Here is a 17,559-nt window from a genome sequence, read left to right as displayed (position 1 = left end):
CCATGTCCGTGTCAGGCTCAGGCCGTGGCGCAGCGCAGCAGCTTGATCGCCGCGAAGTCGCTCACGTCGCCGCCGACCCGCTTGGTGGCATAGAACAGCACGTGCGGCTTGGCGCTGAACGGGTCGCGCAGGACGCGCAGGTCCGGGCGCTCGGCGATGGTGTAGCCGGCGGCGAAATCACCGAAGGCGATGGCATCCGCGTCGGCGCCGATGTCCGGCATGTCCTCGGCGATCAGCACCGGATAGCCCAGCAGGCGGGCGGGCTGCGCCGCGGCGATGCCGTCGGACCAGAGATGCCGACCGTCCGCGTCCTTGAGCTTGCGCAGCGCACCCGCGGTCTTCGAGTTCATCACGAAGCACGCCTTGGCGCGGTACTCGGCGCCCAGCGCATAGACAAGGTCGATGATCGCGTCGCCGTCGCCGAGCCCGCCGGAGGTGCCGCTCGGCACGTAGCCGATGTTGCCCCAGGTCCAGATCTCGTTGTCGACGGTGTCGTGGGTCAGGAACCCCATGGGCTTGTCGACGCCGTCACCGTTGACGAAGGCCGCGGCCTCGGCGCGCGAAAACTTGTCGGCGATGCGCCCCGCGAGCCAGGTCTCGATGTCGAAGGCACTGTCGTCCAGCAGGCGCTGGCTCGCCTTCGGCATGGCCGAGAGCTCGTGCAGCTTGATCGAGATCCGGTCGATGGTGGGGGTGCCGGTCTCGGACGAGGTCGACGACTCGTCCGCCCAGCCGGCGCCGGTCTCGCCCTGGTCGATCAGCACGTCGTAGGAGGTCGCCTCGACCGTCACGACGCTGGCGATGGCCCGGATCGAGGCGGTGCTGTCGAGCACCGACTTCACCGTCTCCGAGGTCACCGGATCGACGAGATAGCCGCCATCGCCGGCAACCGCGGTCGACAGCGCCTTGCCCTCGAGCACGAGGCCGCGCAGCCCGTCGTCGTCGCCGGTGCGCAGATAGGCGTCGAAGGCCTTCTGGTGCGGCGCAATGGTCTCGGCCGTGGTGGCCAGCGCGGGGCGCGCGCGGTGGGTGGTCATCTTGGCGTCAAGCATGGTCAGTCGCTCTTCCTGTTTTTGAAGCTTCAGCTGGAAATCGGCCTGCAAGGCCCTGATATCCCCGACGAGTCCCGCAACCGCGGCGCTCACCCGGGCGACCGGGGACACGTCTTCCCCGGTCCGAGAAACAGTCTCGGAGTTGGTCATGATCTCGATCCCGTTCGTGAATGGCGCGCGTCAGCCGCCCGCCAGGTCCAGGCGCGCGCCCTCCAGCGCCTGCGCCAACTCGCGCATGATGGCCTCTTCCGGGGTCTCCCCCTTGGCCGCCACCCGCGCACTGGGCAGCATCGGGAAGGTCACCAGCGACACCTCCCAAAGCTCCAGTTCCTTGAGGAGCCTGCGCCCCTTCTCGTCCTTCGCCGCCTTCAGCGTGCGATACCCGATCGACAGCCCGTCGATGGCACCCGCCGCGATCAGCGCCGCAGCCTCCCGGCCCTTCTCGATGGTCTCGAGAAGACGCCCGCGGACCCAGAGCCCGCGGCCGTCGGCGCGGACCTCGTCCCAGACGCCGATGGGCTGGGCGGGGTCGTGCTGCCAGAGCATCTTCACCGCCCGCCCCTCGGCCGCCAGCCGCTGCAGCGAGGCGTCGTAGGCGCCGGTCGTCACGATGTCGCCGCCCTGATCGCAGGCCCCGAAGAGCGAGGCATACCCCTCGATCCGCGTGCCCTCGGTCACCGTCACCTCCGCGTCGAAACGGCAGAACTTGTGCTCCAGATCCATAACAGTCCCTTTCCCGAAACCCGTCACGGGGTCACCGCCATCACGCCCTGAAACGCCTGTGCGAGAATGACCCCGGCGACGCCGTAGGCCGCCAGCCAGAGCCGCTTCTCGAGCCGCTCCAGCACCACTTCCAGCCGGTCGAGCCGCGCGTTCAGCGCCTCCACCTGCAACCGGCTCACCCGCTCATGCGCCTCCAGCTTCAGCGCCGGCGCACAGGCGAAAGGCTCGTACTCCAGCCGCCGGTCACTCACCGTCTTCACCCTGCGGCAGGTCCGGCAGGCCGAGCATGCGGCGCTTCTCGGCAGCGGTCAGGAAATCGGCCTGCGCCACCCGCGCCCACTGTGCGTCACGCTCAGCCGAGAGCGCCGGCACCTGGTCAAGGTCGGGCTTCAGCTCGACCTCCTCGCCCAGATGCGCCGAAAGCCAGCGCCCCACCGCAGCCGTCACCCGCGTCGCCAGCGGCAGCACGGTCAGGCGATAGAACGCCCGGTGCGCCTCCTGGTAGTTGGCGAAGGTCGCCTCGCCGGGGATGCCCAGCAGCATCGGCGGCACCCCGAAAGCCACCGCGATCTCGCGCGCCGCGGCCTCCTTGGTTTGCTGGAACTCCATGTCGGAAGGCGAGAAGCCCATCGGTTTCCAGTCGAGCCCACCCTCCAGCAGCATCGGCCGCCCGGCATTGCGCGCCCCCTGGTGCAGGCTCTCCATCTCGTCGCGCAGCCGCTCGAACTGGTCGTTGCTCATCGAGCCCTGCCCGTCGCCGCCGGTCCAGACGATGGCGCCCGAGGGCCGCGCGGCGTTGTCCAGCAGCCCCTTCGACCAGCGCGACGCGCTGTTGTGCACGTCGACCGCCTGTGCCGCTGCCTGGATCGGGGAAAGGCCATAGTGATCGTCCTGCGGATGGAAGGCCCGCACATGGCAGACCGGCGACACCGGCCCCGTCGCGTCAAAGCGGTGACGGCGGCCGTCCACGAGGTAGTCGTAGGCCACCGGCCAGCCGTCCGCCCCGGGGATCACCCGCATCCGGTCCGAGCGCAGCACGTGCAGCTCGGTCGGCAGTCCTGCCCCTGCCCCCACCGCCTCGACATAGGCATCGCCCGCGAGCAGCAAGTGGCCGTAGAGCGCCTCGAAGAGTTCCGCCTTGCCCTGCGCCGTGTTGGGCTCGTGGATCAGCGAAAGCATCGGGTGCTGCCCGTAGCGCTGGCCCTCGTCCTGCAGCACCAGCGGCAGCGCGGCGGCGGCCTCGGCGATCAGCTTCACCGCGCGGAACCCCACCGGGTTGCCGGCAAAACCCAAGCGCGTCAGTGAGCCGGTGTCCCGCGCGGTCCAGGTCACCCGGCCCGCATTGGCATAGGCCACCAGCGGCCCGGTGGCCGAGGCCTTCTCCTCCAGCTCCGGTGCCGCGTCACGGCCCTTTCGCAGAAAATCGAGTACCATCGCCTGATGCTCCTTCATCCGTTCCCGCCGGGCCGCACCGACCCGCATCGCGTTGAGGATGAACCCTAGGAACAGAAGATTAAGCCACTCTGCCCGCACCGTTCGGGGATCGCGCAACGCTTGCGACGTGGCCTCGAAAGGCAGCTATGCGCTGAACGCTCTAGCTCGCCCAGCCTTCTCCGGGTTAGGCTCCGCCACCAAATCGAGCCCCTCCCCTTCACTGCCCGGAACTGCCCGAATGACCACGACGAAGACGACCATCGACCTGCGCCCCCTGCTTGCCAAAGACGCCGAGGTCGCGGCCGAGATCTTCGTCGACGCGGTGATGAACGGGACAACGAACCACTGTTCCGAGGAAGAGCGCCGCGCCTGGGCCGGACCCCGCCCCGACCCGGAACGCTGGCGCGACCGGATCGGCGGGTCGGTCGGCCTGATGGCCGAGCGCAATGGCGTGCCCGTGGGGCTGATGACGCTGGTGGCACCCGATCACATCGACCTGGCCTTCGTGCGCCCCTCCGCCGCCGGCAGCGGTGTCGGCACCGCGCTGCTCGAGTCGCTGACGATGATCGCAAGGGCCAGCGGCGCCACCAAGCTCACCGCCGATGTCAGCAAGGCCGCCCGCCCGTTCTTCGAGCGCAACGGCTTCGAGCTGGTGCGCGAACAGAGCGTCGTCCGCCGCGGCGTGGCGCTGAGGAACTACGTCATGCGCAAGCCGCTCTGACGCGGCACGGCACGAGGCCCCCGCAACCGGCGAAGACCCCGTTCTTGATTCAGATCACCCGCAGCTGCGGCCGCTTCCAGCTGTCCATCGGCGCCACGACCAGCTCGGTCAGTGCCCAGACCAGCGCGTCCACCCGGTCGGGCGAGCCCTGCCCCTGGTAGCCCGCCGAAGTCATCAGCCCCATCTGCTCCTCGAGCCCGGCAAGCCCCGCCGCGTGGCCGATCCGGCCCTGCTCGTAAAGCGCCGCGACGGGCTCTGCCCGCGCCGCCTTGCCGCGCGTGGCGTGGACCCTGCGCAGGGGCACCTGCGGCGAGACCTGCCGCAGCACGGTCTCGACCATCGCGCCGCCCTGGTTGACCTCGGCCACGACCCGGTCCGCCTGCCAGCGCTCGTAGGCCGCCGCCGCCGCCTGCGCCCAGCCGGTGGGTGACACGCCCTGCACCGAGGCATCCTCGAGCACCCAGGCCCGCCACGCCTGCGGCGGTCCCTCGCAGACCACGCCCGCCACCACGATACCGCAGGCGTCCGAGGCCTTGCCGTCGCCCGCGGGCGGATCCACCGCGACCACGATCCGGTCGAACGTCGCCGGCGGGGCCAGCGCCTGCGCCCGATCGAGCGTCTCGCCGGTCCAGAGCGCGCCGTCCACGTCCGTCACGAGGAGGCCGTCCAGCTCCTGCCGCGCCAGCCGCGAATTGCCGTAGCGCGCCCGCACCTCCTCGAGGAAGCTCTCGGCGAGGTTGGCGCGGTTGGCCTCGGTCTTCGCCCGGGTTACCACGGTTGACGGCAGGTCCAGCAGCTCCTTCAGGATGCCCACGTTGCGCGGGGTCGTGGTGACGCAGACCTGCGGGTGCTCCCCGAGCCGCAGCGCGAACTGCAGCATGTCCCAGGTCTCGCGCGCCTTCTTCCATTTCGCCAGTTCGTCGACCCAGGCCGCATCGAACTGCGGGCCGCGCAGCCCCTCGGGATCGTGGGCCGAGAACACCATGGCCTCGGCTCCGTTGGGCCACACGAGACAGCGCCGCGTTGCCTGCCACTCGGGCCGGCGGTCGGGCGGCGAACAGTTCATGATGCCGCTCTCGCCGAACACCATCACCTCGCGCACCTGGTCCATGGTCTCGCCGATCAGCGCCACGCGCTTGCAGCGCCCCGGCGACAGCGGCATCGCGCCCTCGACGCAGGCGCGCACCCATTCGGCCCCGGCCCGGGTCTTGCCCGCGCCACGACCGCCCATGATGACCCACGAGCGCCAGTCTCCCCCGGGTGGCAGCTGGTGCTCCATCGCCCAGAACTCGAAGAGAAAGGGGAGTGCCAGGCACTCCCCCTCGGTCAGCTCATTCAGGAAGTCGTCCCGCACCGCAGCACCGGCGGAGGCGAGCCATGCGGCACCCGATCTCATCGCGTGCGCGTTCGAGATCGAGAGCCCAGTCCCCGGCGAGTCCTTTCTGTTTTCGTCTGACATTGGCGATCTGAGCCTCCGTTTCATGCGACGCGCGCATCCAGTAGCGCACGTCGCTCATCAGCTTGCCCGTCTCCGTCTTCGAAACTCCCTCCCCGTCCTCGATCTGCGCCTTGAGGCGTCTGATTTCCTCGCCGAGTTCCTTGAGAACGCCGACGATCTCGTCACGCTCGTCTTCGAGACGCGACATTTCCTCTTCGAGGTGGATGAGGATCATGCTCGATACCTTTCTTGCCTGTAGGTTCTCCGCCCGAGGCAGCGGGGCCGATCAGGGGCCTTTTTTGTTGTCGTACCTCCGGGTGCCTGTTCCCGGGGGCCGTCCGCCCGATCTGTCCAGCATGAGGAAAGGCTACGCCCTGCAGCCCTTCAAGTCAAATCCGAGCACCGAACGCATGCTTCATAAACGACTGTTAATAAATACGAAAATCTCGTTTCCACCGTGCGTTCCCGACATGTTCCCGGCACAAAAAAGGGCGCGGCACCCATCGGTGTCGCGCCCTGCGGACGGGCCCTGGGGCCCGTCCATTTCCCTGCGTCCGCTCAGCTGATGCGGTTGAGCAGCTCACCCACGGAGGCTTTGGCGTCGCCGTAGAACATGCGGGTGTTGTCCTTGTAGAACAGCGGGTTCTCGATGCCCGAGTAGCCCGTGCCCTGGCCGCGCTTGGAGACGAAGACCTGCTTGGCCTTCCACACCTCGAGAACCGGCATCCCCGCGATCGGCGAGTTCGGGTCCTCCTGTGCGGCGGGGTTCACGATGTCGTTCGAGCCGATCACGATGACCACGTCCGTTTCCGGGAAGTCCTCGTTGATCTCGTCCATCTCGAGCACGATGTCGTAGGGCACCTTGGCCTCGGCCAGCAGCACGTTCATGTGCCCCGGCAGACGGCCCGCCACGGGGTGGATCGCGAAACGCACTTCCTTGCCCTTGGCCCGCAGGCGCCGGGTCAGTTCGGCCACGTTCTGCTGCGCCTGCGCCACCGCCATGCCGTAGCCCGGCACGATGATGATGCTGTCCGCATCCTCGAGCGCACCGGCCACGCCGTCGGCGTCGATGGCGATCTGCTCGCCCTCGACCTCCATCGCGGGGCCTCCCGTGCTGCCGAAGCCGCCGAGGATCACCGAGACGAAGGACCGGTTCATCGCCTTGCACATGATGTAGGACAGGATCGCACCGGAGGAGCCCACCAGCGCGCCGACCACGATCAGCAGGTCGTTGCCGAGGCTGAAGCCGATGGCCGCCGCCGCCCAGCCCGAGTAGCTGTTCAGCATCGACACCACCACCGGCATGTCGGCGCCGCCGATGCCCATGATCAGGTGGTAGCCGATGAACAGCGCGCAGACCGTCATCAGGAACAGCGGGAAGAAGCCGCCGGTGCCCATGTACCAGAACAGCGCCAGCACCGAGATCGCCGCGGCGCTCGCGTTCAGGATGTGCCCGCCCGGCAGCTTCTCGGCCTTCGAGGTCACCTTGCCCGCGAGCTTGCCGTAGGCGATCACCGAGCCGGTGAAGGTCACCGCCCCGATGAAGACACCGAGGAACAGCTCGACCGACAGGATCGACAGCTCGACCGAGGTCTTGTGGGCGACGAGCTCGGCGAAGGTGCCGTGCGGGTCATGACCGCTCGTCACCGCCTTCATGGTGAAATGCGCGTTGTAGCCCACGAAGACCGCCGCCAGACCGACGAGCGAGTGCATCGCCGCGACCAGCTGCGGCATCTCGGTCATCTCGACCTTCTTGGCCACGTACATGCCGATGATGCCGCCCGCCGCGATCAGGATGATCGACAGCAGCCACAGGCCCGTTCCAGGGCCGATGAGCGTCGCGAACACCGCCAGCGCCATGCCGAAGATGCCGTACCACACCGCCCGCTTGGCGCTTTCCTGCCCCGAGAGGCCGCCGAGCGAGAGGATGAAGAGGACCGCTGCGACCACATAGGCCGCGGTGGTGAATCCGAATTCCATGGTTCTTTCCCCTCCTTACGACTTCTGGAACATGGCGAGCATGCGCCGCGTCACCATGAAGCCGCCGAAGATGTTGATTCCCGCCATGAACACCGACAGCGCGGCGAGGATGATCACCAGCCACGAGCCCGAGCCGATCTGCATCAGCGCGCCGAGGATGATGATCGACGAGATCGCGTTGGTGACGGCCATCAGCGGGGTGTGCAGCGAATGGCTGACGTTCCAGATCACCTGGAAGCCCACGAAGACCGACAGCACGAAGACGATGAAGTGCTGCATGAAGCTCGCGGGTGCCACGAGGCCCACCGCCAGCAGCAGCACGCCGCCCACGCCCAGCAGGGTGACCTGCTGTTTGGTCTGCGCCTTGAAGGCCGCGACCTCGGCCGCGCGCTTCTCTTCCGGCGTCAGCTCGGGCGCCTTCTCCTTGGGCTTCTGCGCCGCGATCGCCTTGGTCTTGGGCGGCGGCGGCGGGAAGGTGATCTCGCCCTGGTAGGCCACGGTGGCGCCGCGGATCACGTCGTCTTCCATGTTGTGCACGACCTGCCCGTCGGTCTTGCCGGGCGTCAGGTCGGTCATCATGTGACGGATGTTGGTGGCGTAGAGCGTCGACGACTGGGTCGCCATGCGCGACGGGAAGTCGGTGTAGCCGACGATGGTCACGCCGTTCTCGGTCACGACCTTCTCGTCCTTGACCGTGCCCTCGACGTTGCCGCCACGCTCGGCGGCGAGGTCGACGATCACCGAGCCCGGCTTCATCGCCGCGACCATGTCCGCGAGCCACAGCTTCGGCGCTTCGCGGTTGGGGATCAGCGCCGTGGTGATGACGATGTCCACCTCGGGCGCGAGCTCGCGGAACTTGGCAAGCTGGGCCTCACGGAATTCGGGCGAGGACACCGCGGCGTAACCGCCGGTGGCCGCACCATCCACCTGCTCTTCCTCGAAGTCGAGGTAGACGAACTCCGCCCCCATCGACTCGACCTGCTCAGCCACTTCGGGCCGCACGTCGAAGGCATAGGTGATGGCGCCGAGCGAGGTCGAGGTGCCGATCGCGGCAAGACCCGCGACGCCCGCGCCCACCACCAGCACCTTGGCCGGCGGCACCTTGCCCGCGGCGGTCACCTGGCCGGTGAAGAAGCGGCCGAAGTTGTTGCCCGCCTCGATCACCGCGCGGTAGCCCGCGATGTTTGCCATCGACGACAGTGCGTCCATCTTCTGCGCGCGGCTGATCCGCGGCACCATTTCCATGGCGATGACGTTGGCGCCCTTCGCCTTCGCCAGCTCCAGCCCCTCGGTGTTGCCGCCCGGGTTGAAGAAGGTGATGAGGGTCTTCTCGGGCGTCAGCCGCTCGAGCTCTTCCGTCGTGGGGATGCGCACCTTGGCGATGACGTCCGCCTGCGCCCAGAGCGCCTCGGCCCCGTCCACCACGGTCACGCCCGCCTCTTCGTAGACGCTGTCGGCAAACCCGGCCTTCACGCCGGCGCCGGCCTCCACGAGGCAGTCGTACCCCAGTTTCTGGAGAGCCTTGGCCGAATCCGGAGTCATCGCGACCCGGTTCTCGCCCTCGGCAATCTCCTTTGGCGTTCCTATCTTCACGTTTGTAGCCCCCCTTGGTCCTTTTGAGCCATTGATCAGTTACGTTACGGCACACGCCGGCTGACACCGGGTCTAGCGTCCGGACCCGGTGCTCACAATCGCATCGCGCCGGTTAATCACAACCCGTGGCGAAATTAAAGCCATCTTCTCGTTTGTTGCGCATACTTCGCATACTGCGCAAGAAACTTTCGGCGCAACATCTTCTCTTCCTTCTCGACAAAGCGCTTCTCCACAACCCAGACAAAGATCGGAAGCAGCACGAGCGAGGGAACGGCATCCCAATATAGGATCAGCCCCAGCAGGATCATCGCATCGCCAACGTAGATGGGGTTCCGTGACAGCTTGAACACGCTTCCCGTCACCAGCTGAGAGGCCTCTTCATTCGGCATCACCGTGGTCCGCGCCCGGCGCATCTCCGCCACCGCCAGCGCGATGAACAGAAGCCCGCCGCCCACCAGCAAACCGCCCAGCAGATCGGCCCAGACCGTACCGAAGCTCAGCCCCATCGGGTGGTAACGGCCTTGCCACCACGCGACCAGAAGCATGCCGGCCAGCCAGGCCTTGGGAAGGTCGATCAGTTTGCGCATGGCGAAGGGTCGTGCTCCCGCAGGTTGCAACAGGTGTCACGACAGCAAGGGGCAAAGCGCCGGCGCGGTCAAGAGAGCCGCGCCCGCCCGGGACACGACGCCGCGTCCCCGATGGCCCCCGCGCGACGCGCGGGCCGGTGGCTCACTCCCACTCCATCTCCTCGAAGACCCGGCCCGCGTTCTTGGTTGCCAGCTCCTCGAAGGTGTCGAGCCGCGACCATCGCGACTGGTCCACGTAGAAGGCCCCGGCCAGGTCCCCGCCCGCGTCGATGTGCTCGCCGATCTTGGCCCGGATGTCCTTGAGGTAGTCCGAGGTGTAGCGGGTCACCTGCGCCATGTTCGTCGGGTGCCCGTGGCCGGGGATCACGTAGGTCGCGCCGAGACCGGTGAACGGTCCGTCGAAGGTCTCGATCCAGCAGCTCGTGCAGGTCTCGGCGAAGATCGGCGGCATGCGCTCGTGAAAGGCGATGTCGCCCGCGATCACGATCCCCCATTGCGGGATCCACACCTGCGTGTCGCCCGGATCGTGGGCGGGGCCGAGGTGCAGCACCTCGACCGTCACGTCGCCCATCTCGATGACCTCGCGGTCCGAGAACGACCGGTTCGGCACCGCCACCCGCGTGCCCTCGGCCTTGTCCCGGTTGTAGCCCTGCATGCCCTGCAGGATGAAATCGCCGTCCTTCTCGAAGACCGCGATGGCGTCCTCGTGGGCAAGGATGTCGACGCCCTGATCCGCCCAGTAGGAATTCCCGAGCATGGCGTGCCCCTGCCCGTTTTCGTTGATCACCAGCTTCACCGGCTGGTCGGTGACCGCGCGGATCTCGTCATGCAGCGCCGCCGCCAGCCGGGCCGAGGCGCCGCCGTTGATCACGATCACCCCGTCGCCGGTCTCGATGAAGCTCAGGTTGTTGTTATGGCCGCTGTTCTCGTAGGTCGGAGGCGCGGTGGCGCCGATGGCACTCCAGACATGCGGGATGACCTCGACCGGCTTGTCGTAAAGCTCGGACTGCGGGTACTGATCCGCAATATCCTCGTGCCCGACCGCCGGCCCCGCCGCCAGCACCGCCGCAATCGTCGCCTGTTTCCACATCCCTGTCCCTCCCTCGACAGCATCCGCCCACACATTCACACCCATGAATTCATCTGTCCAGCACGAAGCGTCCGCTTGCCTGCGACGCGAAAGCGCGGCAGGTTCTGCCGGAAGGAAAGGGTCGGCATGCTCGAAGGAAAACACGCGCTCGTCACCGGCGGAGGCACCGGCATCGGTCTCGCCATCGCGCGCGCGCTCGCCGGTGCCGGCGCTGCCGTCACCATCACCGGTCGCCGGGCCGAGGTCCTGAACGCCGCCGGCGACCTGCTGCACCCGCAAGCGATGGATGTCTCGGACGAGGACTCGGTCCGCGAAGGCTTCGCCAAGGCCGTGGCCGCCCGTGGCCCGGTGCAGGTGCTGATCGCCAACGCGGGCCTCGCCGAGCAGGCCAACATGCCGGACATCAGCCTCGAGACCTGGCGCCGGACCATGGACGTGAACCTCGACGGCGCCTTCCTGACCATTCGCGAGGCGCTGCCGCCGATGCTGGCCAGCGGCTGGGGCCGGGTCATCGCCATCTCCTCGATCGCCGGGGTGAAGGGCATGAAGCGCTGTGCCCCCTACGTGGCGGCGAAGCACGGGATGGTGGGGCTCATCCGCGCCCTCTCGGCCGATTACGCAGGTCAGCCGCTGACCTTCAACGCGCTCTGCCCGGGCTATGTCGAGACCGAGGTGGCAGAGCGCAACATCGAGCGCGTCATGGCGCGCGAGGGCCTGACGCGCGGCGAGGCCACGCGCTTCGTGCACTCGGCAAACCCGCACGGCCGCCTGATCCCGCCGCATTCCATCGCCCAGGCGGCGCTCTGGCTCTGCGGCCCGGGGTCCGAGAACATCAGCGGCCAGGCCATCCAGATCGCCGGAGGAGAGTTTTGACAGATTTCGCCTGGACCCGTGACCAGTTCCACATCCCGCTCGGGCTCATCTACCTCGACGGCAATTCGCTCGGGCCGCTGCCCAAGAGCACGCCGGCGCGGCTCGAGCGCATGCTCTCCGAGGAATGGGGCGAGCACCTGATCTCGGGCTGGAACGCCTGCGGCTGGATGGGCATGCCCCGGCGGCTGGGCGACCGGCTCGGACGGCTGATCGGCGCCGAGGAAGGCCACGTGGTGGTGGGCGACACGCTCTCGATCAAGGTTTTCCAGGCGCTGGCCGCGGCGCTCGACATCGTGCCCGAACGCAAGGTGATCCTGTCGGACCGGGGCAACTTTCCCTCGGATCTCTACATGGCCGAGGGGCTGATAAGGATGCTCGGCAACCGCCACGAGTTGCGCCTCGTCGCCCCGCACGAGCTCGAGGACGCGATCACCGACGAGGTGGGCGTGCTGCTGGTCACCGAGGTCGACTACCGCACGGGACGGCGCCACGACCTCAAGGCGCTGACCCGCAAGGCCCATGACATGGGCGCAGTGGTGGTCTGGGACCTCGCGCATTCCGTTGGCGCCCTGCCGGTGGACGTGGCCGCGGGCGGCGCCGATTTCGCCGTGGGCTGCACCTACAAGTACATCAACGCGGGCCCCGGCGCGCCCGCCTTCATCTACGTCTCGCCCGAGCACGCGGATCACTGCGACCCCGCGCTCGCCGGCTGGCTCGGCCACGCCCGGCCGTTTTCCTTCGAGCAGCACTACGAGCCCGGCGAGGGCATCGAGCGCATGCGCGTCGGCACCCCCCCGGTGCTGCAGATGGCAGCGCTGGATGCGGCGCTCGACATCTGGGACAAGGTCGACATGGGCAAGCTGCGCCAGCGCTCGCTGGCGCTGACCGGGCTGATGATCGAGGAGGTCGAGACCCACTGCCCCGGCCTCAAGCTCGCCACCCCGCGCGAGAACGGCGCCCGCGGCAGCCAGGTGTCGTTCCGCTCCGAACACGGCTACGCCATCATGCAGGCTCTGATCGACCTCGGCGTGGTGGGCGATTTCCGCGCCCCCGACATCCTGCGCTTCGGCATCACCCCGCTCTACATCGGCGAGGACGAGATCCGCGAAGCGGTCGAGGTGCTCGCCCGCGTGCTGCGCGGCGCGCTGTGGGATCATCCGAAATATCACCGCCGCAAGCCTGTGACCTGAGCCCTGCGGCAAGGTCGGGCGGCCTCCTGCGGGGATATTTGGGGCCAGAGGAAGACAGCGCGCGGCACGTCGATACCGGCCTCAGCGACGGTTTCGCGCGGGGCTCCGGCACCTTCCAGACCGCGCGGGTCAGGGAACGTGTCGTCAGGCCGGCCACGGGCGCGGAGCCGGCGGGCCGCAGGCCCGGAAAGGCGACATGACCTGCGCGCCGAAGGCGCACCGCGAGGTCACGCCGCGTGAAGATCAGGCCCGCAGACCGCGGCCAAGCAGACGGGCCAGCAGCCGCAGCCGCTCGGGATAGGCGTCATAGGGCGCGACCTTGGTGCCCTTGGCGGCGGCGAGCATGGTGCCCGCCAGCTCGCGCGGTGGCCCCTCCAGCCGCAGCCGGCCCGCATTCGCCTCGCGCGACAGCCAGTCCGCGTAGAGCGCCGCCAGCCGCCCCTCGCCCTCCACGAAGATGTCACCGCAAAGAGCCGCGGTCCGGTCGAGCAGTTCCTCGCCATGCGCCGCGCGCAGCACCGCGTCGGGGATCGCCGCCGCGTGACAGGCGAAGGCGCGCTCCAGCACCTCCTCGGGCGCGCCGGCCCCTGCCAGCGCCGCCTCAACCGCGTTGCCGAGCCGCGCGTAGTAGAGCCCGACCAGCGCCCGCAGGATCGCCTCCTTGCCGGCAAAATGCAGGTAGAGCGCCGGGCGCGACATGCCTGCCGCCTTCGCGATATCCTCCATCGAGGTGCGCCGGAACCCGTAGGCGGCGAACTGTCCGAAGGCGGCCTCGAGAATCGCCTCGGCTTTCGGATCGATGTGCTGCTGGGCCTCTTGCATGGAGAATGCTCTGACAAATCAGCCGAATTTTGTCAATTGACGAAGTGACACTATCAGCTCAATCTGTCAGAAACCGATCGGCAAGGAGGACGATGCCATGCCCGGCACGATCTCAGCTCAATCTGTCAGAAACCGATCGGCAAGGAGGACGATGCCATGCCCGGCACGATCACCGTCAACGGAACCTCGCATGACGTCGACCTTCCCGACGACGTCCCGCTGCTCTGGGTGCTGCGCGATGCGCTGAACCTCACCGGCACCAAGTACGGCTGCGGCGTCTCTGCCTGTGGCGCCTGCACCGTCCATATCGACGGCGAGCCGGTGCGCTCGTGCCAGGTGACGCTCTCCGATGTCTGGGGCGAGGTCACCACCATCGAAGGCCACGGCACCCCCGAGAGCCTCTCTCGCCTGCAACAGGCCTGGGTCGCGCACCAGGTCGCGCAATGCGGCTACTGCCAGTCGGGCCAGATCATGCAAGCCGCCGCCCTGCTCGCCGAGATCCCGCAGCCCAGCGACGACCAGATCGACGCCGCCATGTCGGGCAACCTCTGTCGCTGCGGCACCTACCCCCGCATCCGCGCCGCCATCCGGTCGGCCGCGGGCATGGAGAGCTGATCTATGGCAAGCCTCGGCAAGATCGCCCGCCGCACCTTCCTCTTCGGCTCCGCCGCCATCGCCGGCGGCGTCGCGCTCGGCGTCTGGTACCTCGGCAGCCCCGCCGCCAACCCGCTGAAGCCGGCGGAGGGCGAAACCACGCTCAACCCCTTCGTGCTGATCGATAGCGCGGGCGTCACCATCATCGCCCCGCGCGCCGAGATGGGACAGGGCACCCAAAGCACCTGGGCCGCGCTCGTCGCCGAGGAGATGGACCTCGCCTGGGACCAGGTCCGCGTGCTGCACGGCCCGCCCGCCACCGCCTATTACAACACCGCCATGATGGGCGAGAGCGCCCCGGGCCCCGCCTATGGCAAGAGCGCCTTCCAGCACGCGGTGGGCGAGGCCATGGGCACGCTCGGCAAGCCGCTCGAGATGCAGGTCACCGGCGGCTCCACCGCCATGAAGGACGGGTACGAGCGCATGCGCGCCACCGGTGCCGCCGCCCGCGAGATGCTCAAGGGCGCCGCCGCGAACCGGCTCGGAATCGACGCCGCCCTCCTCCGCACCGAGGCCGGCACCGTGATCGCCCCCGACGGCACCGCGCTGCCCTACACCGAACTCGCCGCCGAGGCCGCAGCCATCACCCCGCGCGAGGTGCAGCTGCGCGATCCCTCCCAGTGGACGCTGCTCGGCCGCCCGCTGCCCCGGCTCGACACCGTCGCCAAGTCCACCGGCACCGCACAGTATAGCATCGACGTCCGGCCCGAGGGGCTCAGGTTCGCGGCGCTGCGCATGTCGCCGCGCCGGGGCACGATGCTGGGTTATGACGACAGCACCGCGCGGACCATGGCGGGGGTCGAGAAGATCGTCGACCTCGGCGACGGCGTCGCGGTCATCGCCAGCAACACGTGGCTCGCCCAGCAGGCGGTCGCGGCCATCAAGATCGACTGGGGCCCCGCCCCCCACGCCGAGACCACCGACGCGATCATGGCGCAGATCGAGGCCGCCTTCGCGCTCGACCCCGACAGCACCTTACTCGACCGCGGCGACGCCGACCGCCTGCCCGAGGGCGCCACCGAGATCACCGCCGAGTACCGCGTGCCCTTCCTCGCCCATGCCGCCATGGAGCCGCCCAACGCCACCGCTCACATCACCGCCGAGGGGCTCGAGCTCTGGTCCGGCAACCAGATCCCCGCCTTCACCCGGCGGTCCTGCGCCGATGCGGCCGGGCTCTCCGACGACCGGGTCACAGTGCACACCACGCTGATGGGCGGCGGCTTCGGACGGCGCGGCGAGCTCGATTTCTCGGTCCTCGCCACCCGCGTCGCCATGGCCCTGCCCGGCACGCCGGTGATGACCACGTGGTCGCGCGAAGAGGACATGACCCACGACTTCTACCGCCCCGCCGCCATTGCCCGGATGCGCGGCGCGGTGAAGGACGGCACCACCGCGCTCTTCGACGCCGCCGTGGCCGGGCCCTCGACCGCGCGGCAGGCGCTGCACCGCTGGATGGGCTTCGCGCCGCCGGGGCCCGACAAGGTCCATGTCGAGGGGCTCTGGAACCAGCCCTACGCCATCGCCAATCACCGCGCCCGTGGCCACGTCGCGCCCGACCTGAACGTGCCGGTGGGCTTCTGGCGCTCGGTCGGCAACAGCTACAACGGCTTCTTCCACGAGAGCTTCATGGACGAGCTCGCCCACGCGGCCGGCGCCGACCCGCTCGAATTCCGCCTCTCGCTCGCCCGCGAGGCCTGGGCCCCGGCGGCAGCAGTGCTCGAGGCGGTGCGCGAGATGTCCGGCTGGCGTGCGAAGCCCGAGGGCACCGGGCGCGGCGTCGCCATGTGCTTCAGCTTCGGCACCCCGGTGGCCTGCGTCGTCGAGGTGGCCGGGGAGGACGAGAAGATCCGCCTCACCCGCGCATGGATGGCCGCCGACGTGGGCGTGGCGCTGGATCCCGGCATCATCGACCAACAACTCGTGGGCGGGCTGGTCTACGGGCTCTCGGCGGCGATGATGGGCGAGATCACCTTCGCCGACGGCGCGGTGGAGCAGCAGAACTTCTACGACTACGACGCGCTGCGCCTGAGCCAGATGCCCCTGGTCGAGACCCGCATCCTGCAGACCCAGCGCCACATCAGCGGCATCGGCGAGCCCGGCACGCCCCCTGCCGCCCCGGCCCTGGCCAACGCGATCTTCGACCTGACCGGCGAGCGGCACCGCACCTTGCCGCTCAACCGGGCGGTGGATTTCCGGATCTGAACGGCCGTTTGGCCCCTGCCAGAGACGAACCGCCCCCCGGCACGGATCTCCGCAGGGGGCGCTTTGGAACGGTTTGCCTGATGTCAGCGCTCTACCCGGTCGCCCTCAGTCAGTGCAGTGGCGGTCAGGCGCAACACCTGCAGACCCAGGAAAACCAGCGCAACCTTGCCACAGAGGCGAAGCGCGACCGGAACCACTGCCCCAGGTCACCCCGGCATCCTTCAAGACCGCCGAATGCGCCTCAACCGGCGACCACGGCCGTCAGGGCCAGGCACCCCGCCACCAGACCGCGCTATCTCTGCCGAAAACCACGTCCCAGCCATCGCCCGGCCCCGCCCGGCCAGGCGCGGCAAGATCAGGCCGAGATCCGCTGCGGCGCCCGTCGCCGCGCCGCCGCGAACTCGCGAACCGCGGTGCCGAAGGCCTCGAAGAGCGGCCGCGACACCGGGTCGTTGGCCGCGTCCCACTCCGGGTGCCACTGCACCGACATGGTGAACCCGGGCGCGCCCTTCACGTAGAGCGCCTCGGGCGTGCCGTCCGGCGCGAAACCCTCGATCTCGATGCGGGCTCCGGGGCGCTTGATCCCCTGCCCGTGCAGCGTGTTGGTCATCACCTCGGGCGCACCGAAGAGCCGGTGGAAACAACCGCCCTCCGCCAGCGAGACCTTGTGGCGCAGCGCGAACTTCTCCTCCAGCGTGCCGTCGGGCGGCATGCGGTGGTTCATCCGTCCGGGAAGATCGCGGATCTCGGGATAGAGCGTGCCGCCCATGGCCACGTTCACCTCCTGGAACCCGCGGCAGATGCCGAGGAACGGCTGCCCGCGCTCGACGCACTGCCGCACCAGCGGCAACACGATGGCATCGCGGGCACGGTCGAAGGCGCCATGCGCCTCGGTCGGCTCCTCGCCGTATTCCTCGGGGTGCACGTTGGGCCGTCCGCCGGTCAGGAGGAAGCCGTCGCAGACCTCCATCAACTCGTCGACAGTGACGAATCGTGGGTCGGCCGCGATCAGGAGAGGCAGGCACCCGGACACGCAGGCCACGGCCTCGGTATTCATCTCGCCCCCGGCATGGGCGGGATAGCTGTCGTTCAACAGGTGCTGGTTGCCGATGATGCCGACGACTGGGCGGGTCATGAAAGCCTCTTCTCGCTTGCTGCTGCACTGCAAGATAGTGCAGCAGCAAGCTTTTCGAAAGGTTG

General features: G+C 68.7%; 17 protein-coding genes. 5 read left to right on the top strand and 12 right to left on the bottom strand.

The window, feature by feature from the left end:
- Positions 1 to 17: 17 nt before the first annotated feature.
- Genes BLQ77_RS18485 through BLQ77_RS18470 form a run of 4 tightly spaced genes read right to left on the bottom strand, consistent with a single transcriptional unit; the run spans position 18 to position 3,209 of the window.
- Complete coding sequence (locus tag BLQ77_RS18485; RefSeq protein WP_089961874.1) at positions 18 to 1,202, bottom strand: phage major capsid protein; 1,185 nt, start codon at positions 1,200 to 1,202, stop codon at positions 18 to 20.
- Between the two features lie 30 nt (positions 1,203 to 1,232).
- Entirely contained in the window at positions 1,233 to 1,775 is a 543-nt protein-coding gene (locus BLQ77_RS18480; protein ID WP_089961872.1) for an HK97 family phage prohead protease, read from the bottom strand.
- A 23-nt stretch (positions 1,776 to 1,798) separates the two neighbouring features.
- Positions 1,799 to 2,026, bottom strand: a complete 228-nt coding sequence (locus BLQ77_RS18475; RefSeq protein ID WP_008885161.1) for a GTA head formation protein, RCAP_rcc01685 family — start codon at positions 2,024 to 2,026, stop codon at positions 1,799 to 1,801.
- Positions 2,019 to 3,209: a phage portal protein gene (locus tag BLQ77_RS18470; protein ID WP_089961983.1), complete on the bottom strand. Its 1,191-nt coding sequence runs from the start codon at positions 3,207 to 3,209 to the stop codon at positions 2,019 to 2,021. The genes BLQ77_RS18475 and BLQ77_RS18470 overlap by 8 nt, the downstream gene beginning before the upstream one ends.
- Positions 3,210 to 3,447: 238 nt before the next feature.
- Here BLQ77_RS18470 and BLQ77_RS18465 point away from each other — a divergent pair, with 238 nt between their 5' ends.
- Positions 3,448 to 3,930 carry a GNAT family N-acetyltransferase gene (locus tag BLQ77_RS18465; RefSeq protein ID WP_089961871.1) on the top strand — a complete coding sequence of 161 codons (483 nt, stop codon included), beginning with the start codon at positions 3,448 to 3,450 and terminating at the stop codon, positions 3,928 to 3,930.
- 49 nt (positions 3,931 to 3,979) lie between these two features.
- Here BLQ77_RS18465 and BLQ77_RS18460 read toward each other — a convergent pair whose 3' ends face one another.
- The 6 genes from BLQ77_RS18460 to BLQ77_RS18435 form a co-directional block, all read right to left on the bottom strand.
- Positions 3,980 to 5,326 carry a DNA-packaging protein gene (locus BLQ77_RS18460; RefSeq protein WP_089961869.1) on the bottom strand — a complete coding sequence of 449 codons (1,347 nt, stop codon included), beginning with the start codon at positions 5,324 to 5,326 and terminating at the stop codon, positions 3,980 to 3,982.
- Entirely contained in the window at positions 5,262 to 5,603 is a 342-nt protein-coding gene (locus tag BLQ77_RS18455; RefSeq protein ID WP_089961867.1) for a hypothetical protein, read from the bottom strand. Before BLQ77_RS18455 ends, BLQ77_RS18460 begins: the two co-directional genes overlap by 65 nt.
- Positions 5,604 to 5,926: 323 nt before the next feature.
- Positions 5,927 to 7,348, bottom strand: a complete 1,422-nt coding sequence (locus BLQ77_RS18450) for an NAD(P)(+) transhydrogenase (Re/Si-specific) subunit beta (RefSeq protein WP_089961865.1) — start codon at positions 7,346 to 7,348, stop codon at positions 5,927 to 5,929.
- Between the two features lie 15 nt (positions 7,349 to 7,363).
- Positions 7,364 to 8,941 carry a Re/Si-specific NAD(P)(+) transhydrogenase subunit alpha gene (locus tag BLQ77_RS18445; protein ID WP_008884431.1) on the bottom strand — a complete coding sequence of 526 codons (1,578 nt, stop codon included), beginning with the start codon at positions 8,939 to 8,941 and terminating at the stop codon, positions 7,364 to 7,366.
- Positions 8,942 to 9,075: 134 nt separating this feature from the next.
- Positions 9,076 to 9,528 carry a methyltransferase family protein gene (locus BLQ77_RS18440; RefSeq protein WP_089961862.1) on the bottom strand — a complete coding sequence of 151 codons (453 nt, stop codon included), beginning with the start codon at positions 9,526 to 9,528 and terminating at the stop codon, positions 9,076 to 9,078.
- A 142-nt stretch (positions 9,529 to 9,670) separates the two neighbouring features.
- On the bottom strand, positions 9,671 to 10,618 hold the full coding sequence (locus BLQ77_RS18435) for an MBL fold metallo-hydrolase (protein ID WP_089961859.1): 948 nt from the start codon (positions 10,616 to 10,618) through the stop codon (positions 9,671 to 9,673).
- Between the two features lie 126 nt (positions 10,619 to 10,744).
- On the opposite strand from BLQ77_RS18435, the gene BLQ77_RS18430 reads away from it, so the two are divergent.
- Positions 10,745 to 11,491 (top strand): SDR family NAD(P)-dependent oxidoreductase, encoded by a 747-nt coding sequence (locus BLQ77_RS18430; protein WP_089961856.1) that lies wholly within the window; start codon positions 10,745 to 10,747, stop codon positions 11,489 to 11,491.
- Positions 11,488 to 12,681, top strand: a complete 1,194-nt coding sequence (gene kynU / locus BLQ77_RS18425) for a kynureninase (RefSeq protein WP_089961855.1) — start codon at positions 11,488 to 11,490, stop codon at positions 12,679 to 12,681. Before BLQ77_RS18430 ends, kynU begins: the two co-directional genes overlap by 4 nt.
- A gap of 243 nt (positions 12,682 to 12,924) precedes the next feature.
- Here the strand turns inward: kynU and BLQ77_RS18420 are convergent, their stop codons facing one another.
- On the bottom strand, positions 12,925 to 13,503 hold the full coding sequence (locus BLQ77_RS18420; protein WP_089961852.1) for a TetR/AcrR family transcriptional regulator: 579 nt from the start codon (positions 13,501 to 13,503) through the stop codon (positions 12,925 to 12,927).
- Positions 13,504 to 13,659: 156 nt separating this feature from the next.
- On the opposite strand from BLQ77_RS18420, the gene BLQ77_RS18415 reads away from it, so the two are divergent.
- A complete protein-coding gene (locus BLQ77_RS18415; RefSeq protein ID WP_008885589.1) occupies positions 13,660 to 14,118 on the top strand; it encodes a (2Fe-2S)-binding protein in 459 nt (152 codons plus the stop codon).
- Positions 14,119 to 14,121: 3 nt separating this feature from the next.
- Positions 14,122 to 16,359: a xanthine dehydrogenase family protein molybdopterin-binding subunit gene (locus tag BLQ77_RS18410; RefSeq protein WP_089961851.1), complete on the top strand. Its 2,238-nt coding sequence runs from the start codon at positions 14,122 to 14,124 to the stop codon at positions 16,357 to 16,359.
- A 355-nt stretch (positions 16,360 to 16,714) separates the two neighbouring features.
- Here the strand turns inward: BLQ77_RS18410 and BLQ77_RS18405 are convergent, their stop codons facing one another.
- Positions 16,715 to 17,494, bottom strand: coding sequence for a gamma-glutamyl-gamma-aminobutyrate hydrolase family protein (locus tag BLQ77_RS18405; RefSeq protein ID WP_008884401.1), 780 nt, complete (start codon positions 17,492 to 17,494; stop codon positions 16,715 to 16,717).
- Positions 17,495 to 17,559: the final 65 nt, after the last annotated feature.

The sequence above is a fragment of the Salipiger thiooxidans genome, assembly GCF_900102075.1.
Lineage (GTDB): Bacteria > Pseudomonadota > Alphaproteobacteria > Rhodobacterales > Rhodobacteraceae > Salipiger > Salipiger thiooxidans.
This window is presented reverse-complemented; position numbering and strand designations above follow the sequence as displayed.